This window comes from Methanomassiliicoccus sp. (assembly GCA_033485155.1).
Classification (GTDB): Archaea; Thermoplasmatota; Thermoplasmata; order Methanomassiliicoccales; family Methanomassiliicoccaceae; genus UBA6.
In genome coordinates, this window is record JAWQJJ010000003.1 from 291935 (window position 1) to 316374 (window position 24440).

The following is a 24440-nucleotide window of genomic DNA, read 5'->3' on the forward strand; positions in this document are numbered from 1 at the left end:
ACGTAGGTGTTATACCTTTTCCTGATGAACGCGTAAATCAGGAATGAACAACAGAAAAGATAATGATATAATATATTGAGATCGCCGCTATCTGCTCCCTGCAACCAGCTTAGATATCCTCCAGGGAGTATCCGCCACCCTCGCTCCGGCCCCCTCCAGGGCCGCGATCTTGCTCCGTGCGGTCCCCCGCCCGCGGGACACCAACGCCCCGGCGTGGCCCATCTTGCGGCCCGGCGGAGCAGTGAGGCCGGCAATGTACGCCACCACCGGCTTGCTCATCCTGCTTCGGATGAACTCAGCCGCCTCCTCCTCGGCGCCTCCGCCGATCTCCCCGATGAGCACGACGGCCGAGGTACCGTCGTCCGCCTCGAACATTCGCAGGGCTTCGACAAAAGAAGTCCCTACCACCGGGTCGCCGCCGATCCCGATGCAGGTCGATTGCCCTAGCCCGGCACGCGACAGCGAGCTTACGACCTCATAGGTTAGCGTACCGCTCCTCGACACCACCCCAACGGAGCCCTCTTGGAAGATTTCATTCGGCATTATGCCTGCCTTACCTCGGCCAGGGGCAGCTATCCCTGGGCAATTGGGACCGATGATCCGCCCACCCTTGAGCCGGGCATATTGGATCACGGTCATGGCATCATGTACCGGCACGTGCTCGGTGACCATCACCACCGTTCCTATACCCGCCTCCAATGCCTCCAGGGCGCTGTCCGCCGCGGCGCGTGGGGGAACGAACACGACCGACACGTCGGCCCCGTGCTCGTCGACCGCCCCCTGCACCGAATCATAGACCGGGACGCCTTCCACCGAGGTCCCGCCCTTGCCCGGCGTGACTCCGGCAACCACTTCGGTCCCGAAGTCCAACATCGCCCGGGCATGATATCTGCCCTGGTGGCCGGTGATGCCCTGCACCACGACTCTGGTCCCGCGATCCATGATCATCTCCCTACCTTCTTGCCACCGCGTCCATGACCGCTCCCTCTAGCTCGGTATGGGCGGCTAGGCCTTCCGACCTCAGCATGTCCTGGGCCTGCTCTTCATTAATGCCACGTATCCGCACCACAATAGTCGGCGGGGCCACCATACCTGCGAGGGCCTCGAGCAGCCCCCGGGCCACGGTATCGCATTTGGTCATCGCCCCAAAGATGTTCACCAGAATGACCTTCTGTCCAGACCGCGCCATGATCTCGAAGGCCCGCCTCACCCTCGCCGGGTCGTCGGTTCCGCCTAGATCCATGAACGCCCCTGCGTCACCGCCGTGCAGCGATAGCGAGTCGAGGGTGGCCATGGTCAAGCCGGCCCCGTTGGCGATGACCCCAATATCCCCATCCAGACGCACGAATGCTAGACCTTCGGCTCGCGCCACGCCCTCCAGCTCATCCCCGCTCGTCGGCGGGAGCTCGAGGTCCGGATGGCGGAAGAGCGAGTCGTCGTTGATCGATATCTTGGAATCCGCAGCCACCAGCGCGCCGTCCGTCGCCAGGATGAGAGGGTTTACCTCCACCAGGTCGCAGTCGATGGAGGTGAACAGCTCCCAAAGGTTCGTTACAAGGTTCCTCACCTCGGCCTCCCGGTCTTTCAGGCCGAGCGCTATGGCGATTCCCCTGGTCACGTATTGCCGAACCCCAAGGAAGGGGTGAAGCGTCCAGCGTTGGATGATCGAGGCGTCCAGCGTTTCAACCTCGATGCCCCCGGAAGCGGAGGCGACGAGGACCGGAAGACCTAGCGATCGGTCGATAGAGATACTAAGGTACATCTCCCTGGCCACGGGAACGGCCTCCTCGATGAGGATTTTGGTGACCTCGTGGCCGGACACCGTAGCGCCCAGCAGCGCGGAGACGGCCGGGCCGATATCCTCCTCGTGCATTACCTTCTTTACTCCTCCGCCCTTGCCCCTGCCCCCGGCCGGCACCAAGGCCTTGACCATTGCCGGCCCGGTGATGCCTACCGCCTGCTCAGGAACGGAGACGGTACGTCCGGACGGCACCTTGATCCCGTGTTCTCGGAACAGCCTCTTCCCCTGGTCCTCAAGGAGCATCATGCGATGAAGTGAATCGAGAGCATGCCTGATATCCTTTCCCGCTGCGGCACATGGTTCGACGAACGACGAATTTTATTCCCCCATTACGATTGGAGTACCGAAGACGCAAGCGTTGTCCCGGCGGCCCTCGTTCGGCATCCGACGTAGAAAAATTCTCCTGTAATTTTCATTTCTAGGAAAGACTAAATAGGCCTTCAAGCTTCGCTTACCTAATGGCCGTCCATATGTTGCCAGGGTCCGGTTATGATTGTAATGTTTTCATCATAACAGGGAGCCGGCCCATGGTGGTGGACGCTGGTACCGGGGACAACCTCCCGCGGATGGTCAACAAGGTCCGCAAGGTGATCGGCGGGAGCAAGGTGCAGGCGATCGTGCTGACCCATCGGCACTTCGACCATGTGGGGGGCGCGGCCGCTTTGGCAAAGGAGCTCGATGCTCCGCTCTACGCGCACCAAGACGATGCCGAGGTCATCCGCGAAGGCTCGACCAAGGGGACCGAAGCGCTGATGTTCCAGCGGCGAATGGAGGCTGCAAGCGTGCAGAACCTTAAAGGTGGGGAAACGTTTTCCACCGGTGATCATGATCTCAAGGTGATCCATACTCCCGGCCACACCGCGGGAGGGATCTGCCTTTACGATCAGGAGCACAAGATCCTCCTGTCCGGCGATACCGTCTTCGCTGGTGGGGTCGGCCGTTGGGACCTTGCTACCGGTAACCTGAGCGACCTGACCGCTTCGGTGCGGTCACTGCTCGCCCTCCAGCCGGCGGACCTGTATCCGGGCCATGGGCCATGCGCGCTTGGAGACGCGCATATGCAGATCATAGAGGCGTTGAGATACTTAGGGGAATAACGATGGAGATCATAAAGTGCGAGCTGAAGGACGGGGTGCCGGTCATCCCGGAGTCGAGATTGAAGCAGATAGTGTCCGAACTGGCTGCCGGCAGGCTCATCGTCTATCCCACTGAAACGGTATATGGTCTCGGGTGCGATCCGTTCGACGAGACCGCGGTCAAGCGCATCTACATGGCCAAGCGGAGACCGTTCGACATGGCCATGTCCATCATGGTCAAGGACCTGCAGATGATGGAGGAGGTCGGGGTGCTGGACGAGCGGTCCCGCCGACTGGTGAATAAGTTCATGCCCGGCCCCCTAACCATCATCGTCCCCAAGCGCCCCAACGTCCCGGACATCCTCACGGCCTCGACCAACGAAATCGGCATCCGCATACCGGATAACGCGGTGGCTATGAGGCTCATCGAGGAGTTTGGCCCCCTGGTGACGACCTCCGCTAACGTCCACTCTCACGGGAACCCCAGGACCTGCCAGGAGGCGCTAGACGATCTGGGCGCCTCGGTCAGCCTTTACCTTGACGGTGGTCCGACGGTCCATGGAAAGCCGTCTACCATCATCCAGCTCACCGATCAGGAGATAACCCTCATTCGGCCGGGGGCCCTATCGCCGGACACCATCAAGGCGGCATTGGATGAATGAGGAAATCCTGGAAAAGATCAGGCGCGCCGGATTGATCGCCGCCGAGGCTCGCGAGCTGGGGGCCGACATGGTGGACGAAGGCGTGAAACTGCTCGATGTCGCTACCGAGGTAGAGGCCTATATCGTTCGCAAGGGAGCGAAGCCAGCATTCCCCACGAACCTCAGCATCAATGAGGCCGCCGCTCACTATACCCCGTCCTCCCAGGACAAGCTCGCATTCCACCGCGGAGACCTGGTGAAGGTGGACGTGGGGGCGCAGGTGGACGGCTATATCGGAGACACTGCCAAGACCGTAGAGGTGCGGACGAAGAGCTGGACCAACCTGATCGCCGCGTCGGCCAAGGCGCTGAGCATGGCCACGGTGATGGTCGGCGACGGAGTCCAGGTGGGATCCATCGGCGGCACCATCGATCGGGCCATCCGGAGCGACGGCTTTGTCCCGGTCACCAACCTCACCGGCCATGGGCTGAACTGCTATAACCTGCATGCCGGGCTGACGATCGCCAACTACGATGATGGCAACCAGACCCGATTGCGCACCGACATGATGCTGGCCATCGAGCCGTTCGCCACAGACGGGGCGGGGGAAGTGCGCAACTCCAAGCCGGGGAACATCTACCGCATCTTGAGGGACCGCGAGGTCCGGGACGCGGAAGCAAACAAGCTCTTCGGCAAGATAAAGGAGGAGTTCGGCAGCCTGCCGTTCTGCGAGCGGTGGTGCACCGCCCTGGATCCGAAGGCCCCGATACACCTGAAGACGCTGGTCCGGCATGGCATCCTGTTCGCCTATCCCGTCCTGGCCGAAGTCAAGGGCGGAATGGTCTCCCAGACCGAGCATACCCTGGTGATCAACAACGGCAAAGGAGAGATCACCACAAGAATAGGAGTATGAGGAGGGGAAGGCGCCACCCCGTGGTTCTGGTACGGAGGAAATGACGAGGTGCTATGCGTCCCTCCCCTCACCTGTCCCGTCAGGCCACCCAGTATCCTGCTGTAAATATAAAATAGTTGTCAGCAGATAATGACGGCAGCATAATATTCGATTTTTATTCTAACATCGACCGTCAACGGACGGGGCAAGGCCATAGGGAAGGTTTAATAAGGGCTGGGCATTAACGAAAAGCAACGCGAGGGTAGCCAAGCCAGGTCAATGGTGTTACTCTGTACCACCGGCCAAAGGCGACAGACTCAAGATCTGTTCCTGAAGAGGTTCGTCGGTTCAAATCCGGCCCCTCGCACCAATTGTTCTGGGGTAGTAGATAACTAAATCAAATGTCCCCCTTTTCGATCGTCTACAATTTTTCAGTTTATGACCTAGCCAGACGTTTTATACAGGCTGTTACAATATTACTTTGTGGCACTCTGTTGTTGGGGGTTAGTAAGCTCAGTGTATCGGCCTCTCCAGCCAACCTCCTGATAGCCATCAGTTTCAAGCCAGTTTGAATAAACTGGCACAGGGTCGTTTCATGACATGTCATGCGTCGGTCCCTGAAGGGCTCCTAGTGATTGGCTTGCTTCTCCTAGTTCATTGGTCACAGGATTGGTGCCCTCCTATAGAGAAAAGAGTTCACCTAGGAGCAGAACGACAAAGAGTAATATTCGCGTTCAATCACTTATTCACCCCTTCCATCCTCATTGGATGATCTCGGTTCAAAGGGTCATCCAGAATAGAAGTTGAGATTGAGAAAAAATGGAAGAGATTTAGGGCTGTGGGCGTCTCTTTCTCTAACATGCTCCTATGATGTTAGGAGCAAAACGACAATTAGGGCATCTTTGAAGTAGACCCATGTTTCTCAGCCCGCTTTTGAGCCATGATCCTCCTGTCGGCGAGGACAATGACTAATCCTACGAAACTAAGGATTACCATAACCAGGGCGATTGTGTGCAGGCCATCATCAGTGACGCTCTGATGGAAGAAGATAGAAATGAGGGCCGAAGAGGCGATCGAACCGATGTAACCGAAGGTACGTAGTAGGCCCGAAGCGGTGCCTATCTGGTCCGCAGTCGCCTCAGTATACAAGGTCGTCTGATTCGCACTGACGCTCGCGCCAAGAGTAATCCCGAAAATCGAGGTGATGACTACCACCCACAATATAGGAGTGGTCGAACCGATAAAGAGTACGCCAATAGACGCTATCAAGCACGAAACGGCCGCCGCAATCAGGGGGGCGCGGACTAAGTTCCGTCTTGAGATTGGCAACGCAAGCACGCCTCCGACGAGAGTCATAGGCACTAGGAGGAGACCAGCATCCTCGGCCGAAATGCCCCGAACGACCTCTGTCCATTGCGTGACACCATACAGCACGGTGTAGACGCACAGCGATGCCAGAGCGAAACGAAGGTAGGAAAGAGTCAACCCCCTATTTGTGGCCAACAATCGAATATCAATGAACGGATGGCTCGCCCGTAGCTCCCACCAGACCAGGACCAAACCACTTATAATAGCCAAACCGAGCGAAATCCAGTTTGTGGTTGGTAATGATAAGAGGAACACTAGAAGGGTTGACATCGCAGCACTAAAGACAATGATGCCTCCCAGATCGATGCGTGTCGCGATTTCCTTGAAAGTTCTCGAACTCTTGATCGGATCGTCACGGGGAATCCAAAAGGCTGTCATACACAGCGTTATCAGGGCTAACGGGACGTTTACCAAGAACACGGCCTGCCACCCCCACGCTGCAACGAGGAGGCCACCAAGCGGCAGCCCGATTGCAGGTGTCACCATTGCAGTAACCACTAGGCCGCCAAGCACACCTCCGGGGGGCGCTGATAATCCAGCCCATTCGGCCCGACGGCGAACTAGAAGCATGGCCGATGGATAGCCGGTAGAGGTGCCTATCCCTATCAGCACCCGGGACGCTATCAGTGTCGTCAAATCGTGGCCAAATCCACCTACCAAACCGCCAATCAGGGCGGCCATCATGCCAGCAAGGAACACACGCCGTGGCCCGAACACCTCCGATAACTTTCCTGCCGTTGGTTGGGCGACAGTACTTGCCAAGTATAGCGCTGCGACAAGCGCTACCGTTTCTCCGATGGAAACATGAATGGCTGAGGCTATCGATATCAAAGCGGTCGCAATGAGCGAACTGTTTACGGAATTCAGCGAGGAACCGAGGAATACGGGCGCTGTGAATCGCCAGCCGAATGCCTCCTCGTTTCCACTCCCTCTCACGCTCGCCATAAGGTTCGGTTTACTATCGTCTTCTTTTGGATCAGACATGGAAATACTCTTCTAAACCCTGATTTTAAAGCTCACTCTGCATTAGAACGAAATAATCGTATTTCGATTTCATAATTCAGTAAATAAATGGGCGGTTCCCATCTACCCGAACTACAGTCGTTTCAGCTCCGCCAGAAAGGTCCGGACCCTTCCCGAGGCATCTGGCCTGATGGGTGGTCCATGCCCTGGAAGCATGATTTCCATATTCAGTTTGGACAGTCGTTCGATCGCCCCATCACATTCTTCTTTGTTGCACTTATACAAAGCGGGAGGCTGCAATCTGTCCTTGCGGTTGCTCACCGTGTCGCTCGAGAACATCAATCTAGAGGATGAATAGATCAGACCAATGTTCCCGGGCGTATGTCCCTTCAAGGGAACGACTTTTAGCCCTCCGAGGACATCGACGATGTCACCATCCTTCAGTCTAACGTCAACGGGAACGGGCTCGAACCGCATCATCGGTCTTAAAAGGCGGAAGACGAGCCCCATTGCGCCTTTGGGCAACGGCATTGGTTTAGCCCCGCTGATCACGTCTGCATCTTCTTCTCCAACCATGACCTTGGCCGAACTCAATGAGACGATCTCGGCCAAACCCTGCATATGATCATGGTGAGCATGGGTGATGATGATGGTTTTTATGTCTTTCATCGAGAAACCGAGTTCTTCGAGCTCCTTCTTGATTTTTGGAACGTTCTTCCTCATCCCCACATCGATTAGCGTCACGCCATGGTCTATCAAAATATAGGTGTTCGCTCCGCTGGGATTGTCCAGGATGTAGACTCCCTCGATTATCTTCGACAATATCTCACCATCACCATTAGCGATCTAACTGGCTTCCTAATCCGTCCCCTGGTCAGAAAGCTGTTAGAAACATTAATATCATAGTAGTAGATAAGCACTTCAGAGTCCAAAAAGTAATATTGTAACCAAAAAGTAATTAATGGATGATTCACATGATATTGGAAAAAGGTGTCGTCCTAGTGGAGGTCCTGGGCAATAGATGGAACATGAGGATTCTCTGGATCCTTCGCGAGGGACCACTGCGGTTTACCGAGCTAAAGAAGCGAATGGGGGATGTGAACTCGAAGACGATCACCGAGCATCTGCGGGTCCTAGAACGATATCATGTTATTGACCGGGCGGTCTTTGCCGAGGTGCCCCCCAGGGTCGAATACTCGTTGACCGAGCACGGGAGAGCGTTCCTCCCAGTGTTCAAGGTCATCTATGATTGGGCGGCATCGTTACCTCCTCCCAAGGAAAACTAGTCTTCAAGTCAATTAATGGTTACCAAGAATTTTTATTTACTATCCCTTTTTCCGCCTTCTCAGATGTCCCACTACGGCGGATATGGACAAGCCCACAGACCTTGCCACATCCCCGGCGTCGGCGCTTCGGGGGCAGTACAAAGATTGAAAAAATGTCCACCTTTTCGATTGACTACAATTGGTTATTTTTAGGTCTAGCCAGATGTTTTATACAATGGGCTACAATATTACTTTGTAGCACCCTATCTAGCTATCCACTAAGGAACCTATCGGCTCGTTTCTCAATCCTTGAGTTAAGCTTAGTTTTTTGGACGTCGTCGCCTCTTCAATTCCTCGATCTCACTAATGTTTCTAAGGCAGCAACCTCTGAAGCAACCTGATGAACATGGCGTTCATCTTCAAGTCTACCTCATAATAGGCCTTGGAAAATCCACTAACATGATTGAATCTAAAGTTATTGATCATGTCTATTTTCTCCTCGCCACCTTATGTTAGAATTAATGGATGGCCCCTGGTAGAGGCATCTTATTCCAATATAATAACACATCACAGATAGAATCGACGGCTATTTCATCAAGAATTGCAATACCTGCCCGGGGAAGCACTCTATGAGGTGGGGGAAGAAGAGAGTAATCCTGGTGACCGGTGTATTGATTGTGGTCGTGTCGCTGATCGCGGTCATATTCATCACAAACGCCAATAGCTATAATTCCATTGTCGTTGTGGCGGAAACGGAAAAGTCCTCGTATCACTATGGGGAAACGGTCAACATCACCCTTAGGACAGTAATGTCCAACGTCGATTTTTCCTCTAACAAGACGGTCGGCTTGTGGGTGGCCAGGATACCGGATGAAGTAAGCCCTGAGAAGGTGGTCGGCAATCAAGGGGCTCTAGCAAATATGATTGTGAGCCAGAATGAATACGCAGGTGGATACCGGTGTCATCTATCGGTGACCAACTTCTCCACCTCGTCGAACTTTACCTTGACGTGGAACGGGACGGTCGAGGGTCCCCCTAATCCGTTCCAGAACGGGCTACTCCCCCAAAATACGACATATATGGCACCAGGTGGATATTATCTGGTATATGGTGACCAGAACTCTGGAGGCCTGGCGGCGAATGTCGGCCTGATGTATGAGAGCGATGAGCACTCTATCTTCCACCTAGATGGGATCGAGCCGAGAGTCAACTGGACTCATGATAACTCGTCAAAAGAAGTCACCTTCGGAATCAACGTGACAAACGCCTTCGAGGACGGTTCTTTGAACTGTAGCCTGAGAGCTGCCGCTATGTTCCTTAACGGCAGTAGCAACAATCGTTATTGGACTTTCTGGAATGAGAGCGCAATACTCTCACCTAAGCAAAATCAATCTTTCAACTTCACTGTAGAGAACATCAGCTTATCGGAACAATCAGAAATGGTCCAGTTCACCACCATCATAGACACCGACTACGGTAGGTTCTTCATCTACTGTCTGGCGAACGAGTACGAATCTTCAGTGGATTGGGAGTCCTATGGGGCTTGAGGACGGATTTTGCTTGGAAGCGGATAACGTCCAGAAAGTATATCGGAACCTCCTGAACAAGCGGCAGGTCAAGGCGCTAAATGGCGTCGGGTTCTCCCTCGACCGGGGAGAGATCTGCGGGCTTGTGGGCCCGAACGGAGCCGGGAAAAGCACGCTGATCAATATCGTCATGGGCATAGAGCGTCCCGACGACGGTAAGATACGAATAAACGGTCCGGGCTCGGTGGGAGAGCTGGGCTTCGTCCCCGACCGCCCCATCTTCTACGAGGAGATGTCCGCTCTGAACAATATATTGTTCTTCGCCCGGCTGTGTGACCTACCGAACCCGGAAGAGAGGAGCGAACAGCTGCTGACCGAAGTTGGATTATCGTCCAGGAAGGACGACCCGGTGAGCACTTTCTCCAAGGGAATGAAACAACGATTATCCATAGCGCGAGCATTGGTGAGCAATCCGATCGTCCTGGTCATGGACGAGCCATTTTCGGGATTGGATCCAACGATGGTTCTTGAACTCCGGGAGATCGTCGTTGGATTGAAGGCCAGGGGTTTGACCGTGCTCCTTTCCTCGCACGACTTGAGCGAAATCGACAAGGTATGCGACTCCGTCGTCTTCATCAAGAACGGCAGGGTCGTCAAGAAGCAACGTTTGAACTTCGTTTCCGATCAAGTGACGATAAGGCTGTCTATGACCAACCCAGAGGTGCTGGAATCGCTGGGACGACCGTTCAAGGTGGTGGAAAGGAAAGAGAAATGCATCCTCACCATGGAAGTGGAACCGGATAAAGTCCCCGAGCTTCTCCGGTCCATTATCCTTGCCGGTGGCATCGTTTCGGAATTCACCCTCCTGTCAAAAACGAGCGAGGAGTACTACCGAGAGGCCATCCTGGAGGTGGGCGATGAGACAATTTGAGGTGTATCTCAGGAAGGATCTCCGTCTCCTGATCTCCGAGGCGTTCCTACCCATCGTCGTCATGCTGGCCGCGGCAATATGCTTGATCTTCGCCTTCTTCGCCTCCAATGCTTACGCCTCGAGCGTTCACGCCAACTACAACTGGGCCTCGTACACTCCACCGTCACCGAGCGAGATGCTGCTGTTGCAGAGGAGCAGCCTAGGCGCCTATTGGATAAGCGTGCTGTCGCCGCTATCGCTTCTGATCCTCGTCGTCTCCTGCCTTTCCTTGACGGGGGAGCGTGAGTCCGGCATGGTAAAGTATATCCTCACTTACCGAAAGGGTGGCAGCGCCTTCATCGCCAGCAAGTTCGTGACTCTGGTCCTGATATCCATGATGTTCAGTTTCATCTCCCTCCTTGCATATCTCCTCATCTTATCGTTAACGGGTGGGATCGTGCTAGGGGCCGATGCACTCCTTATTTCCCTCGTATTTCCCACTCTTCTCTTTATCACGCTCTCTTCGCTCGGCCTGTTCGTCTCCACGCTAGTACGGAAGAAGCATGTCGTGGCGGTGGCCGGCGTGCTTATTTTCTTGATCATTACCGCAATAATGGGAAGCGTGCTGGACTCAGGAATGGCGAGCGCTCAGAACGAGTTCACCGAGACACACGAATCGCTAGGAATGACCAATGCTCAGATGAGGGAGCTATTCCCGAGCGGTTCGAAGATGCTGGTAAGTGCTAATCCCATGATATTACAGCAGGGCCTGTTCGTAGCACTTAACTTAAGCGGCGCGGACCAGGACACAGTTGCTTGGGGCACCTTTGCCCTCTATGGGCTCGATTACTACCTTGCCTATGCGGCGGTAGCCACAGCAGGATTCTTCCTCGCCGCATTAATATCGTTTAGGAGAGAGAGGAGTGATGAACACATAGTGCACTTACAAAGCCGCCAGTATTCCGATTGATAAGTGCGAAAGCATACCTATCAAGGCTTTAATTTGGAAAGGAGAGTATTGGTTTAATAAATTAATGTGTTCAACCTTAAATAGTGCTGGGCAGAACTGCAAATATATCTTTAGTCAGAGGAAGACTGGCTTGCTGTTCATGCAACAGTAAATGAATCGAGATAGTATCAAAACCCGGCCTATAGGTAACATAGATAATCTCACTGACCCGGTCTCTTTTCGGTGGGAGTAGTTGCAGGAGAAGTAAAAGCGTCTGGTCATCAACGGTTCGGCGTTCGCCATCGTCTTTGTGGTGATGTTGGCAGCGCTGGCATACAATCCGAGTAATGGCGCCGAGGAAGATATGTCCACAGCCCCTATCACCATCCAAGGGGTAGTGACCGACGGAAGCGGTATGCCGCTCCGAGGGGCTGGTGTTGTCGCCAACACCTTCATATTGGGGCAACAAGACAACAATCCTCAAAACTCCACGAAGACCGACGCTGATGGCCGATATATATTGACGGCCGAACGCGGCTATAAAGTCGAAGTCTTTGCCTATCTTGATCCCGACCTGCGGAACGTTTATTATTGGACGGAGGACCGTGATTTCAAGATTTCAAGCGACACCTCATCAATAGAGTCCAACTTCACGCTCCAGCGATCAACTAATGTTACCATCTCGCTGGGCGTGGCGATAGTTAGCGATACGCTCAACGGCTCGACCTACACCGATGTGACTGTGGACCCTAACTTCCTCAGATTGATTATTGACGCTAAGAGCATGAACACTACCGTCGATAGCGTGGATTTATGCTCCTTCAATACGCAGCAGTTCAACTATTCCAGCGAGAATGGTGCGAGCGTGATGTTCTACATGAACGCGATTGCATATGGAACTTACAACGAAACCGGTTTCATCACTGACCTGGACTTCATTCAAGCTGGGGACATCTATCCCGTCCAGTTCGATGCCAATGCCTTGGCCGAGGAGGCAGCATCTCAGGAGCACTCCATCTATAATCTAACAAAAGGGGTAAATCAAACGATAACCGCGCTCAAGCTTAGAGAAGCTTGTGCGCTACCGATCAGCCTGGAACAATCGACCTCTTTTACAGTCCTCGGGAAAGAGGTGACGATGCGCTCGATCGGCGTCAATTACTCGTACGGGTCGAACGATTCGTCTGTTTCGGTCACCATCGAACCATTGACCGACGGCGTTCGCACTTACGATGTGAGCGTGATCAATGGCTGCATCGTGTACATCAAAGAGACAACAACGGGTTGAAGCACCGAGCTTCAATTTCTTTCAAGGCCAAGTCTGCGGATGTTTATCGCACCACCTGGGAGCCGCTTTCGCCATATTTCGTATGCGGCTGTCATCCGGTATTTTCTCAGGGGCATACTTTTGCAGATAATACCAGACCAGTGCGGTGTTTATGTAATCATTTTGATGAATACTAAGGTTGCCATCGGTGAGTGAGACGACGATCGATTCGTCATAATGCACGTTTACTGTGGTGTCTCTCCACCTCATCGTCTTGCATTCAGATGGTCCACTTCCTTTGCGTTCTATTATATTGACTCTATCTGGACTGAATATCGCCATGTGATAAATCGGAGAAATCAACGAATAGAGGTAACCTAGCATGGTGAAGAATGGGAAGAAGAGCCAGGCAACCTCCACTCCCTAGAGATCAGAGTAGTACTCAAGGGGGTGCAACCATATGCCAATTATGGTCACGGGGATACTGAAAACATATATGCCCCACAAGCTCGGAAGATTATATGCTACCCTTGATTCCGTTTGAATCAAACCGGCCAGTCGGGCCTCCTCGATCATCGACCTTAGTTTGGTTCGAGCTTTCCTAACATGGGACTTGGCTGCCAAATATGCTACAGCGTCCATGATAATAAGCGTCAAAGCAAACGATATCCAAAGGATTAGCCCACCAGAGTTTTATTAATATACAATCATTTAAAGATAATGTAGTGCGGTTGTTGAGGATGTAATCCATGCCTTCACCATCGTCATTGAATAAAGATTGGACTAATTGGATAGAGTGATGATTGAATGTTCATGTGCTATTACGTCTGGGTTCTGCCCTTCTAATTACTCGATGCATAATCGGATGGGCAAATAACCTAGGCATTCAATCGTCGCTTGGCGGAGGATTATCTGAGATCCAGTCCTCTAGTTTCTTCAGTGACCATGTTCGATTTATGCGAGGCACATGGCCTAAAACGTAAGCAGTCCACTGCAAAGGAGTCCAATCCGGCCAGGGTGGTTCATCCTTATCCACGATTTCTTTGACGGCACGACTGCCCTCCGGCGTCAAGCCGAATCGTTCACCTTCGACCGCCAGCCATCCCCTCCTTCTGAGGCAGGAACGCCCAAGAAATCTCGTCATAAGTTGGAATTGCATGGTTTTCAGCATCGGCCGAATAGAGAACCTCCCATAGAGGGCGCAACTCCTCGTTCGTATGGTGAGCTAGTAGAGCATAAGCCAACCACCCCTCGGCGAATGGTTCTTGCTTCGGGACCTCTCGTTCTCCTGCCAATACAGCTTGCAAGAACGGCAGATACTCCTTTTCGAGTCTACGGTAAGTAATTTCGGCGTCTTCGGTGAAGGCTTTAGTCCTGGCATTGAAAATCTCATCCTTGTCGACTCCCATGGAGAGCAGCATCTGGTTTAATTCGCGAGGGTGCGTCGGCTGGGGCGTTCTCCAGATACCCTGTGGAGTGGTCACTTCCGCTGTCCATAGATAGTGATCATCCTTCCATTCAACAATCTTCATGGTGAGCATTGGTCTAGCACTCCCCAGCTACGAAATCGGATTAGTCTGGGACGTTAAGAGGGTTACGTCCAGCTGTCGATGTGGAAAACACCACCCTGATAAGGAGCCACACGTATGCCGTTTTATTTATCACTATCAAAGATATTTCCTAGTCAATCAGGAGATATAAACTTGCCAGCGAAGGGCGATGAGGATTCCAGGGACGTGGCATATGTCCGATTGAATAAAGCGCACTGGCAACTCTCTTGCCTGGGGGTGGGAATGTTTGGTGTAATGTTCTTCAGTATTGCGGCAGTGGACCCCAGTGTGGATATTGGCGTGCTAGGTCTTCTAATATTCATGTTAACCATTTTGATCATCGGGTTTCCGTTCAACAGCTATATCACTTGGTGGAAAGCTGACACTGAAGGCTTTCGGTTCAAGAACATCTTAAAGAACGTTTTCATTCCTGCGAACGATGTTCGGCAGATAGGCATCATCAACATCTATGCCAGCGGGACAGTCCTCTTCATCCAGGGTTCGAAGAAGAGTATTGGAGTTCCCATTAAGGAGGATGGCGTCTCCGAGTTCATGGATTTCGTCATGAAGAACTACCCTGAGAGCGTCTGGTTCACGGGAAAGGACTTCATGGTAAGATACATCGAGACGAGGAAAAATAGGGAGCCGTTGATGACCAAAGGCCCGGGATTGTTGAGGCCTTAATGGACATCTTACCAGGCCACGGGATCGGATTCCTTTGGCGGACTAAGAGCGTTACGTTCGCCATGACGAGTACACCTAGAACTCATCTTTTGCAGATATCTCCCCCTTCGATCACCAACAATTTTTCATTATTAACCTAGCCAGACAGTTCAAATGGGTCCCGTTCCAATAGAATCTTCGACCGTTTTTTCCTTGTGCTCCGGCCAGCCCTGGGCATCGATGGCGGCCAGGGAAGGCGCAGGTATGGCCGGAGAAAGAACGATTCCAAAGGGGAAAGGACAAGAGAGTGGAACAGAATAAGGCAGGCCAACCACCGTCTCAAAGCAGCCGAGGATGCCGCTCGTTTCGCGGTCAACGATAGCATAATCTGCCATGTTAAGCAGACTGGCGTCTCGATATTGGACTCAAGCCCATCATCATCGTCATGAACGCTGTGATGATCAAGTAGGACGATTCATGAAGCATTAAGTCACCCAGTAGGAAATGGTCCTTGATGATATTGATCGATCAAGGCACCGGAAAAGGTGATGCCATGGTCAAAACTCTTTTTCTTTCCGGCCACGGCATCAGCATGCGGATTGAGAACGCTCGGCCGCGCGTCAAGGACGGTCGGGAGTTCGAGCGATCCGCTTAAGATTTCAATGATTAATACTCGTACAGTCGTCCAGTCTTCTATCGATCTTCTCGGTTATCTTTCTCAAGTTCTCTTTATCCTTTTCATCCAGACAGTTAAGGAGCTGCTCCGGGACCTTGTCCATATGGTCGTCGAAATATTGTACGCATCTTTCCCCTTTTTCGTCAAAAAAGCCTATATGTCCTGGTGGACCCGTCGTGGTTCTCTACCAGTTCCTTCTCGATCAGGGTTCGTGTGACCCTAGTTGTGAGGCCTTTGTCGGCGCCGAGAGCTGCGCAGACATCCTTCATTGAGATCCCCTCGTTCTTTCCGATCGTGATGATAAAGGGCACCTGGGATGATGTGAAATCCTCGCCCTTCAGCATCTTGCTCATCTGAGCCCCCAGTAGGATTTCATTTTCTGGGGGGAGATAAACAGATTCTTATCGTTCATTACAGCCACCCAGAATGTGATGAGGCGTATAATGTCATTATGACTTGATATGTCAACAATCCTTATATACAAAACAGCCTTGACATGTCAACATCAACTGTCGAGGTTAGTGATCAAAGCGCCTCGCTTGTCCAGAACAGGGCGTTCGCTTCCGGGGATCCAGTCGATCATCCACATGATAAAATGGTCCAAAACAACGCTGGTGGAAAATGATTCTGCGATATCTTAAGACAAGAGAGTGGGGGCTGATCGCCGCCATCACGGCATTCATTGTGGTTCAGGTGTGGTTCGACCTGGCGATCCCGGACCACATGTTCACGATCACCAACGTAATCCAGACCGGAGGCACGGTGAATCAGGTCGTGGGCGAGGGGATGATCATGCTTGCCTTCGCGTTCGGAAGCCTTCTGATGGCAATGGCAACTGGCTACCTGGCCGCCTACGTCGCAACGAGCCTATCCAAGCGACTTCGTTCCATGGAGTTCAGCAAGGTCCAATCGTTTTCCGAAAAAGAGATCGGCCAATTCTCAACAGCAAGCCTGATAACACGCGCGACTAACGACGTCACGCAGGTGCAAATGGCAGTTGCGATGGGGCTGCAGGTGATAATTAAGGCACCAATCCTAGCCGGCTGGGCAATCATCAAAATCTCCGGGAAAAGCTGGCAATGGACCACTGCCACTGCCGTGGCCATCGTCATAATGGTCGCGGTCATCTCAGTGCTGATGTACTTCGTGGTACCCCGTTTCAGGAAGATCCAGTGGCTTACCGATGAGGTTAACCGCAACGTGAGGGAGAACCTCAAGGGCATTCGTGTCATCCGTGCATACAATGCAGAGGGATATCAGGAGAAGAAGTTCGAAGAGGCGAATGAGAATCTCACATCCAACAACCTGTTCACCAGCCGTGCGATGGCGCTGATGATGCCATTAATATCAACGGTGATGAGCATGCTATCCCTCTCCATATACTGGATAGGGGCAATGATCATTGCGGCCACGGTCGGCATCGGGGCGCAGATGATACTGTTCTCGAACATGATCACCTTCCTCTCTTACGCCATGCAGGTGGTCATGGGCTTCATGATGCTCATTATTGTGTTCATTATCCTGCCACGGGCAATGGTCGCCGCCAGGCGTATCGAGGAGATACTGGATACGGAGCCGTCGATAAGGGATGGGCAGATCACGGAATCATCTGGAACGGCTAACAGCGAGATAGTGTTCGACAAAGTAGGCTTCAAGTACCCTAGCGCATCCGATTATGTTTTGAAGGATATCAGCTTCAAAGCAGAAAAAGGGGAGACCGTGGCGTTCATCGGCTCCACCGGGAGCGGGAAGAGCACCATTGTTAGCCTCATCATGCGCTCATATGATATTACTGAAGGCTCGATCACTATCGATGGAGTGGATATCCGTGACTACACGATCAAGGCCCTCCATAAGAAGATAGGATATGTGCCTCAGAGGGCTAACCTATTCTCAGGCACCATCGCCTCCAATGTAGCTTATGGCGACAGGGCATCTGAAACCGTGGACAATGATGTGAGGAAGGCTGTCGCGGTCGCTCAGGCAACAGAGTTCGTGGAGACCATGGAGGGTAGCTACAACGCCGCAATAGCTCAGGGTGGGACGAATGTATCAGGAGGTCAGAAGCAGCGCCTCTCCATCGCTCGTGCGGTGTACTGGCGGCCTGAGATCTTCATCTTTGACGATTCGTTCTCAGCCTTGGACTATAAGACGGATCGCTTGCTCAGAAACGCCCTCAAGAAGGAAACGGCCGATGCGATAAACATAATTGTAGCTCAGAGAGTCGGCACGATAATGGATGCCGACAAGATCATCGTCCTAGACAATGGATACATTGTGGGGATAGGCAAGCACCACGATCTTCTCGACACCTGCCCCGTGTACAAGGATATTGTTTACTCTCAACTATCAGAGGAGGAGATTAGCAGATGATGCGTGGTGGTCCTCCAGGAAGGCAAACCGGTAGATCTCAGGGAGCGAAGGCCAAGAACTTCAAGGAAGCTTGGCGAAGAATGTTGGGATACATGAGGCCATACATCCCATCGATCATCGTTGCCTCTATCCTCATAATCATAGGGACCATATTAACCGTCGTAGGGCCCGACAAGCTCAGTGAGATGACCGACCTTATCTTCAGCGGGATGAAGCAAGGTTCGATCGACCTTACCGGGGTTGCGAGCATAGGGACGTTCCTGGTGACAATCTACGTCATCTCAGCAGTGATGACCTACGCCCAAGGATACATAGTGGCCACGGTGGTCCAGAAGCTGTCAAAGCGCCTCCGCACCGATATATCAGAGAAGATCAACCGCCTTCCGCTCAAGTATTTTGACCGGACTAGTTATGGTGACGTCCTCAGTCGTGCGACGAATGATGTGGACACCCTCGGCCAATCGATGAACCAGAGCATCGGTACGCTTTTGAGCGGCTCCGCGATGCTCGTCGGGGCGACGGTGATGATGCTCATTACCGATGTCACAATGACCGTGGCCGCCGTCGCTTCCGCGTTGGGAGGCTTCGGACTGATGATGTTGGTGATGTCTAGGTCGCAAAAGCACTTCGTACGCCAGCAAACCTCGCTGGGCAAGATAAACGGTTATGTCGAGGAGAAATATTCGGGGCACAGTATAGTCAAGGCGTACAACGGTGAGGAAGCGGCCCAGAAGGAGTTTGACTCCTTAAACGATGAACTCTTTGATAGCGCGTTCAAATCGCTGTTCCTCTCAGGCCTGATGATGCCTATCATGGGATTCATCGGAAATCTGGGATATGTGATGGTGTGCATCGTTGGTGCTGTTCAGGTCATCAACGGATCCATATCCATTGGTACAATAGTCGCGTTCATAGTCTATGTGCGCCTGTTCACGCAGCCACTCACACAAGTGGGACAGGCTATGACCAGCCTACAGTCTGTTGCTGCAACTTCGGAGCGAGTGTTCGAGTTCCTCAGCGAACCGGAGCTGGAGAACGAAGATGATAAGAGGTTGGTTCACAAGGATGTTAGAGGGGATGTGGAGTTCCGGAACGTGTCCTTCGGATACAGTCCCGAGAAGGAGGTCATCCACAACTTCTCCGTCAAGGTGAAGGCTGGAGAAAAGGTGGCGATAGTCGGTCCGACGGGCGCTGGTAAGACCACCATAGTCAACCTCCTGATGCGCTTCTATGAAGTGAACTCCGGGGATATCCTCATCGATGAAGTATCGACGAGACAGCTCACGAGAGAGAACGTGCACGACATGTTCTGCATGGTCCTTCAAGACACCTGGCTATTTCAAGGCACCATCAAGGAGAACGTCGCCTATTGCAAAGAGGGCGTCACCGATGAGGAGGTCGAGAACGCATGCAAGGCTGTCGGTATTCACCATTTCATCAGCACCTTGCCAAAGAGCTACGATACCTTCCTCGATGACGAGTCTCAAATGTCCATTGGACAGAGGCAGCAGCTGACCATTGCCCGTGCGATGGTGCAGAACGCACCTCTCCTGATCCTGGACGAGGCCACCAGCTCCGTGGACACTAGAACCGAGCGGATCATCCAAAAAGCGATGAACGACCTAACGGTGGGAAGAACCTCGTTCATCATCGCTCACCGCCTTTCGACGATTAAGGATGCTGACATGATCCTAGTAATGAGAAACGGAAGTATCGTGGAGAGCGGGAACCACGAACAACTTCTGAGCCAGGGTGGATTCTATAGCGAATTGTACAACAGTCAGTTCGGAGACCGAGATCGGGACGAAAGTGGAGAGGTCGCTGACGGTGGCGACGTCGACCGTGAACATGCTTCCCCCGGAGTTAAACCCTGACCAGGGGCGCCAGAAGGCGGGCCTGTTAGCCTCCAACACTTTGTCCACGGATAAGATGTGCGGAGGTAGTAGTAATAGCAACAAAATGTCCCTAGCGACGGCGTAGCACGGTCGGTTGATAGATGAAAAGAAATCCATTTAACTATCAGCCTTAAGTTCCTTGTCCACCATAGCCACTATCTTCTCATCCTCAATAAGATGGCACTTCACATCAGCAAGTTCGCCACCCTCTTCATCTTCCTATCACTGGTGATGATAGCATAGCCGTTTTCCTTGGCGTAATACACGATGACCTCGTCCTTCGTTCTCCTCATCCCTATGTTATCGATAGAGATGGATTCCCAACATTTTGCCCGAAAAAGCTCAGCGTAGTCGATTATCTGCTCATCCAATAGAAGTCTCACGAGTTATGAATATGTTTGAGAAATAAAGAGCGTTCCGTGCTCCCTCCGAACCTTGTTATCCACAGAATGTTCGTGCTCTACAGCGTCTGGGTTACACCCCTCTAGTTGATCGATGCAAAATCGGATGGGGAAAATAATCCAGACGTTCCATTCATTTATCGCCTGGCGGAGGATTTTTTGAGATCCAATTCTCAAGCTTCTTCGTCAGCGGAGTGCTTTCACCTAAAATGCTTCGACCAGTTTTCACGTAGATCCATTTCCCAAGTTTCGTCACCGGCCAAGATACGCCTCGTTCCCAGATATCTTGGATGGCAAGACGGCCCTCGAGCGTCAGGCCATACGTATCTCCCTCGATCTCTAGCCAACCACGCCGCCTAAGACGCAAGAAGGCCCAAGAGATCTCGTCATAATTGGGGATATCATGATTGATGGCATCGACCATCGCGATGACTCGTTCTAGCGAGTATTTGTCATCGTAAATGAGAGCATCAACGAACCATGCTTCGGTAGATGGTTTTTGCTCTGGTACCTCTCGTTCTCCTGCCAATGCCGCTTGCAAGAATGGTCGAGTTACTTTGGCAGCGTAACGGTATGTGACATCGGGAGTAATAACAACCCCGACCTCCTGGAAAGCGCGGTCAATCTCCAATATGTTGTATCCTAAGCGAATCAGCTTAGTGTCCAATTCGACGCTCGGTAGGGGCTTGGACGATTTCCAGGTTCCATTCGCAGCATCTACTTCTGCGGCGTACAGGTCATCTCCTTGCTTGACAATCTTAACTGGCATTAGTGAAGCCCCTCTCGAACGGAGACCACATTCGTGTATCCTCGTGCTGCTATCTCAGACCGCACCATCCTGTAGTACGGGCTTATGATGTCAGGATAAATCGAAGTTTCCCTCGTCGGATCGGGACCGAGATCCTTGATGACGCGCCCCTGATCCATCATATCGTTGATCCAGAGGCGACTTTTTTCCATATGCTCTTCCTCAAGCTTTTTCTTCGGTTGATCGGGCATGGTCTCCCCACCAGTTCGCTGACGTATATATTGGCTTATAATACTAATTAGACAAATAATTCAAATGTTCCACTTTTCAATCACTTACTTCTGCCTCACTCCTTCACGATTGAAGCTAATGGAACCTATCGCTGGAAAGGCGTCGAAGATGACTGCATGTTCAGAGTAGCCAATGTCGCAGTCAACACGTGGTTCGACAAGGGCGGAAACATGTTGTTCGTACATACTATGCCAATATTGTAGATATTTCCACGATTTACGACTCGTATAGCCTATGCATCTCATTTCGAGCTATAGGTCTCTGGATCGAGGCACGAATACTACTCGTTGGCCTTGGTGGAAAATATCGATTTGCAGCTCAAGGCCATTCGTCATGAATCAGCTCTGGTCTGATCACTGGGAGCAACCACAGTACAGAACCTTCGATTATCATTGCAATAGATAATGCCACGATTAGGTCATGAGGAATGAACCATACGGCTACAAGTACGAAGGCAAGAAAAGATAGAACGAACCATTTGAAAATCTCTGAGTTGCTGATTTCTCTATCCATGTAATGAACCTCATAGTGCCCATCCCCCTCCTATATCGTTTTCCTGACAGAGGTAGGAAACTTGCGAGGAACCCCTGCCATGCTAACCTAATCATCGGAAAATATTTTTAATTTAATATAATATACGTATCTTAATATAGAGTTTTGATAATTAAGATACACTGGCCTTTCTGCAAATAGTCCAATTACATGCTTGAGTTTAGTTAGGCCTTGAAATGGTCCGGGCATTCGTGTCCGAAGGATATGGGGTGGGCGATCGTGACATATGATTTCTTCCCAGATGTTGACCTAAAGGAGTCGTTTTCCATATGTCGGTGATCGAATGCTATTAATCACGAGCCATGTCGTCGTTTCGCGTCCGCGAAACGACGAACCCGACAAATTATGGGACGATGCACTCGTCTCCGCTCGCGGGGATTAACGTAACTACTCTATTGAGGAGGATCCTTGAGGACCTGAGGATGCGCACATCTTAATATCGGCCCCTTGTTTTCTCGCCGGCCTCCTGCTTGAGGGATGTTGAAGTGAGGAAGGGAATATGACGGCAAGTACTCAGATCGACCCTGCTGCCGATGTCCATCGGGGCGATTTCATTAAACGCCACAAGATCGCGCTTTTCTTTGCTGTAACGTACGCGATATCTTGGTCCGCAATGACTATTCTTGCCCTCGGCCTCGCCGGAGAATTGTCGGTGCCTGCCTTCCTGATAGCTCAGTTCGGCCCGGCCATCGCCGGCGTCATCATGGTCTGGGCTTCCGGGGGATCATTGCGAGAGTTTGCCTCCAGGCTCGTAAAATGGAGGGTGCCGGTCAAATGGTACTTCATAGTGATCACCCTGCCCATCGCACTCACGCTTGGCAGCAGCGTCTGGCTCATCATGTTCAATTTCCCGGTTAACTACTCCCTTGTTCTGGAGAAATTGCCTGCGTACATCCCCTCGCTCATTTTCACAACCCTGATCGCAGGTCTGGGAGAGGAGCCGGGATGGCGTGGCTTCGCCCTCCCAAATTTGCAGGAGCGATTATCGCCGGTGAAAGCTACGGTGATTCTTGGCGTGCTTTGGGCGACGTGGCACTTCCCGCTATTGTTCATCGATCAGGAGTTCATGGGGCTCCCCCTCGGCGGCACGATCATGTTGGTCGCGGTCGTCCTGCTCACATTGCTGATGATCGCGTCTTTGGCGTTCTTCTACACCTGGATCTATAATCATACGGGGAGCATCCTACTGATGATGCTGCTTCACGGGAGCATCACGGTCGCGCAGGGCATCTTCCTCCCGCTAACTGGCGAGGCATCCCACGCCTCCGACTACCCGCTCCTCCTGCTCTCCATCACCGGAACCATTGTGATCACGGCCATTATCCTCGTGTACGCGACGAAGGGACGCCTGGGTTACGGGCCAGAGGCATAGGGCCAAGCATCATCGGCAGGAAGCCGCACCCCGGATCCATGAATTGCCTGCCGCGGCCACCTGAACGGTCGAACATAGCTGGCAGAAGGTATCGCCATGACGCCTGGTAACGTTCTTATAACGTAGCGGAAGTTGAAGTAATGTGCCGCAGAACGACCCGCCTCCGAGCAGCCGGGAGACCAAATGACGACCGACGGCTCTCCGATCGACTTGAGGGACTTGGATCAGCTCTCGATCCTTGACCAAACGAGCGATGCGATCATCATCACCGATCTGGACGGCACGATCATATTCTGGAACCAACAGGCGGAAAAGCTTATCAAGCTGAGAGGGGAAGATGTGCTGGGCAGGAGCATCTTCGATGCGTTCATTCCTCATGTGGATATGAGCACGGGGATCGAGATCGTCGAGTCATTTAACAGGGAGGGGGAGTGGTTCGGCGAGATACCGATTCAAAGCAGCGATGGACGCCGCTTCATTGTATCAGTCACCAGCACCTTACTGAAGAACAAAGAGGGAGAGCCGATAGGTATAATCGGCCTAGGCAGAGACGTCACCCAGCGCAAGCAGATCGAGCGTGAACTGGAGGAGAAGGCAAAAGAACTGAGACGTTCGAACGAAGAGCTCAATCGTTTCGCCTACATCGCTTCTCATGATCTTCAGGAGCCGCTGAGGACCATATCTTTTTTCACAGGCCTGCTTGAGAGAGAGGTCGCTGGCAAGCTAAATGGAAAGGAGAAGGACTACCTGGACCTCATACTTGAAGGAACCAAGCGGATGCAGGAGCTGATAGAGGACCTGCTGGAGTACTCGAGAGTAGAGACGAGAGGTAAAGACTTTGTCAAAGTGGACATGAATCACGTCGCAGATAGGGTGCTCCTCTCTCTCGACTCCTCGATTAATGGGAGCCAGGCAGAGGTAGATGTCGATAGGCTGCCGACCATCAACGGCGACCAGACGCAGATGATCCAACTGCTGACGAACTTGATTTCGAATGCAATAAAGTTTCGAGCGAACGAGCCGCCCAAGATCGAGGTCTCGGCCATGCGGAAGAATGACGAGTACGTCTTCTCAGTCAAGGACAACGGCATCGGCATCGACCCCAAGTACCAGGACAAGCTGTTCAAGATGTTCCAACGTCTTCATACGAAAGAGGAGTACCCCGGTACGGGAATAGGCTTGGCGATATGCAAGAAGATCGTGGAGCGTCACGGCGGCAGAATATGGTTCGAGAGCGAACCGGGCAAGGGGACGACGTTCT

At 52.4% G+C, this 24440-nt stretch carries 24 protein-coding genes and 1 tRNA gene; 14 read left to right on the forward strand and 11 right to left on the reverse strand.

Features of this window, described 5'->3' with window-relative positions; translation table 11 throughout:
- Positions 1-87 precede the first annotated feature (87 nt).
- Positions 88-948 carry a succinate--CoA ligase subunit alpha gene (sucD, locus tag SA339_06935; protein MDW5562946.1) on the reverse strand — a complete coding sequence of 287 codons (861 nt, stop codon included), beginning with the start codon at positions 946-948 and terminating at the stop codon, positions 88-90.
- A gap of 4 nt (positions 949-952) precedes the next feature.
- A complete protein-coding gene (locus tag SA339_06940) occupies positions 953-2047 on the reverse strand; it encodes an ATP-grasp domain-containing protein (GenBank protein ID MDW5562947.1) in 1095 nt (364 codons plus the stop codon).
- 224 nt (positions 2048-2271) lie between these two features.
- On the opposite strand from SA339_06940, the gene SA339_06945 reads away from it, so the two are divergent.
- The 4 genes from SA339_06945 (at position 2272) to SA339_06960 (ending at position 4780) form a co-directional block, all read left to right on the forward strand.
- On the forward strand, positions 2272-2898 hold the full coding sequence (locus tag SA339_06945; protein MDW5562948.1) for an MBL fold metallo-hydrolase: 627 nt from the start codon (positions 2272-2274) through the stop codon (positions 2896-2898).
- Positions 2899-2900: 2 nt separating this feature from the next.
- Positions 2901-3539: an L-threonylcarbamoyladenylate synthase gene (locus SA339_06950; GenBank protein MDW5562949.1), complete on the forward strand. Its 639-nt coding sequence runs from the start codon at positions 2901-2903 to the stop codon at positions 3537-3539.
- Complete coding sequence (map, locus tag SA339_06955) at positions 3532-4431, forward strand: type II methionyl aminopeptidase (GenBank protein MDW5562950.1); 900 nt, start codon at positions 3532-3534, stop codon at positions 4429-4431. Before SA339_06950 ends, map begins: the two co-directional genes overlap by 8 nt.
- 235 nt (positions 4432-4666) lie before the next feature.
- Positions 4667-4780 (forward strand) — tRNA-Leu (locus SA339_06960).
- 521 nt (positions 4781-5301) lie between these two features.
- Here SA339_06960 and SA339_06965 read toward each other — a convergent pair.
- Together SA339_06965 and SA339_06970 are read right to left on the reverse strand one after the other, a co-directional pair.
- A complete protein-coding gene (locus tag SA339_06965) occupies positions 5302-6762 on the reverse strand; it encodes an MFS transporter (GenBank protein ID MDW5562951.1) in 1461 nt (486 codons plus the stop codon).
- A gap of 111 nt (positions 6763-6873) precedes the next feature.
- Positions 6874-7563, reverse strand: a complete 690-nt coding sequence (locus SA339_06970; GenBank protein ID MDW5562952.1) for an MBL fold metallo-hydrolase — start codon at positions 7561-7563, stop codon at positions 6874-6876.
- A 152-nt stretch (positions 7564-7715) separates the two neighbouring features.
- Between SA339_06970 and SA339_06975 the strand changes: the two genes are divergently transcribed.
- From SA339_06975 to SA339_06995, 5 genes are all read left to right on the forward strand, one after another.
- Complete coding sequence (locus SA339_06975) at positions 7716-8027, forward strand: winged helix-turn-helix transcriptional regulator (protein MDW5562953.1); 312 nt, start codon at positions 7716-7718, stop codon at positions 8025-8027.
- Positions 8028-8635: 608 nt separating this feature from the next.
- Complete coding sequence (locus tag SA339_06980) at positions 8636-9553, forward strand: hypothetical protein (protein ID MDW5562954.1); 918 nt, start codon at positions 8636-8638, stop codon at positions 9551-9553.
- 13 nt (positions 9554-9566) lie between these two features.
- Positions 9567-10463, forward strand: a complete 897-nt coding sequence (locus tag SA339_06985) for an ABC transporter ATP-binding protein (GenBank protein ID MDW5562955.1) — start codon at positions 9567-9569, stop codon at positions 10461-10463.
- The gene (locus SA339_06990; protein ID MDW5562956.1) at positions 10450-11412 is read left to right on the forward strand and encodes an ABC transporter permease subunit; all 963 of its coding nucleotides are present in this window, start codon (positions 10450-10452) and stop codon (positions 11410-11412) included. Before SA339_06985 ends, SA339_06990 begins: the two co-directional genes overlap by 14 nt.
- Before the next feature lie 295 nt (positions 11413-11707).
- Positions 11708-12679: a carboxypeptidase-like regulatory domain-containing protein gene (locus SA339_06995; protein ID MDW5562957.1), complete on the forward strand. Its 972-nt coding sequence runs from the start codon at positions 11708-11710 to the stop codon at positions 12677-12679.
- Positions 12680-13740: 1061 nt separating this feature from the next.
- On the opposite strand, the gene SA339_07000 is transcribed toward SA339_06995, so the two are convergent.
- On the reverse strand, positions 13741-14199 hold the full coding sequence (locus tag SA339_07000) for a hypothetical protein (protein ID MDW5562958.1): 459 nt from the start codon (positions 14197-14199) through the stop codon (positions 13741-13743).
- A 162-nt stretch (positions 14200-14361) separates the two neighbouring features.
- On the opposite strand from SA339_07000, the gene SA339_07005 reads away from it, so the two are divergent.
- Positions 14362-14892: a hypothetical protein gene (locus SA339_07005; GenBank protein ID MDW5562959.1), complete on the forward strand. Its 531-nt coding sequence runs from the start codon at positions 14362-14364 to the stop codon at positions 14890-14892.
- A 149-nt stretch (positions 14893-15041) separates the two neighbouring features.
- Here SA339_07005 and SA339_07010 read toward each other — a convergent pair whose 3' ends face one another.
- Both SA339_07010 and SA339_07015 read right to left on the reverse strand, forming a co-directional pair.
- Positions 15042-15266 (reverse strand): hypothetical protein, encoded by a 225-nt coding sequence (locus SA339_07010; GenBank protein MDW5562960.1) that lies wholly within the window; start codon positions 15264-15266, stop codon positions 15042-15044.
- A 424-nt stretch (positions 15267-15690) separates the two neighbouring features.
- Positions 15691-15900, reverse strand: coding sequence for a MarR family winged helix-turn-helix transcriptional regulator (locus tag SA339_07015; GenBank protein ID MDW5562961.1), 210 nt, complete (start codon positions 15898-15900; stop codon positions 15691-15693).
- 268 nt (positions 15901-16168) lie between these two features.
- Here SA339_07015 and SA339_07020 point away from each other — a divergent pair, with 268 nt between their 5' ends.
- Together SA339_07020 and SA339_07025 are read left to right on the forward strand one after the other, a co-directional pair.
- Positions 16169-17920, forward strand: coding sequence for an ABC transporter ATP-binding protein (locus SA339_07020; protein MDW5562962.1), 1752 nt, complete (start codon positions 16169-16171; stop codon positions 17918-17920).
- A complete protein-coding gene (locus SA339_07025; protein ID MDW5562963.1) occupies positions 17917-19794 on the forward strand; it encodes an ABC transporter ATP-binding protein in 1878 nt (625 codons plus the stop codon). The genes SA339_07020 and SA339_07025 overlap by 4 nt, the downstream gene beginning before the upstream one ends.
- Positions 19795-20000: 206 nt before the next feature.
- Here SA339_07025 and SA339_07030 read toward each other — a convergent pair whose 3' ends face one another.
- From SA339_07030 to SA339_07045, 4 genes are all read right to left on the reverse strand, one after another.
- Complete coding sequence (locus SA339_07030) at positions 20001-20198, reverse strand: DUF5615 family PIN-like protein (protein ID MDW5562964.1); 198 nt, start codon at positions 20196-20198, stop codon at positions 20001-20003.
- Positions 20199-20349: 151 nt separating this feature from the next.
- Positions 20350-20985, reverse strand: a complete 636-nt coding sequence (locus SA339_07035; GenBank protein ID MDW5562965.1) for a hypothetical protein — start codon at positions 20983-20985, stop codon at positions 20350-20352.
- Complete coding sequence (locus SA339_07040; protein MDW5562966.1) at positions 20985-21215, reverse strand: hypothetical protein; 231 nt, start codon at positions 21213-21215, stop codon at positions 20985-20987. The genes SA339_07035 and SA339_07040 overlap by 1 nt, the downstream gene beginning before the upstream one ends.
- A gap of 358 nt (positions 21216-21573) precedes the next feature.
- On the reverse strand, positions 21574-21768 hold the full coding sequence (locus SA339_07045; protein MDW5562967.1) for a hypothetical protein: 195 nt from the start codon (positions 21766-21768) through the stop codon (positions 21574-21576).
- A gap of 538 nt (positions 21769-22306) precedes the next feature.
- Between SA339_07045 and SA339_07050 the strand changes: the two genes are divergently transcribed.
- Positions 22307-23179: a type II CAAX endopeptidase family protein gene (locus SA339_07050; protein MDW5562968.1), complete on the forward strand. Its 873-nt coding sequence runs from the start codon at positions 22307-22309 to the stop codon at positions 23177-23179.
- A gap of 210 nt (positions 23180-23389) precedes the next feature.
- A partial coding sequence (locus SA339_07055) for an ATP-binding protein (protein MDW5562969.1) occupies positions 23390-24440 on the forward strand: 1051 nt, incomplete at its 3' end.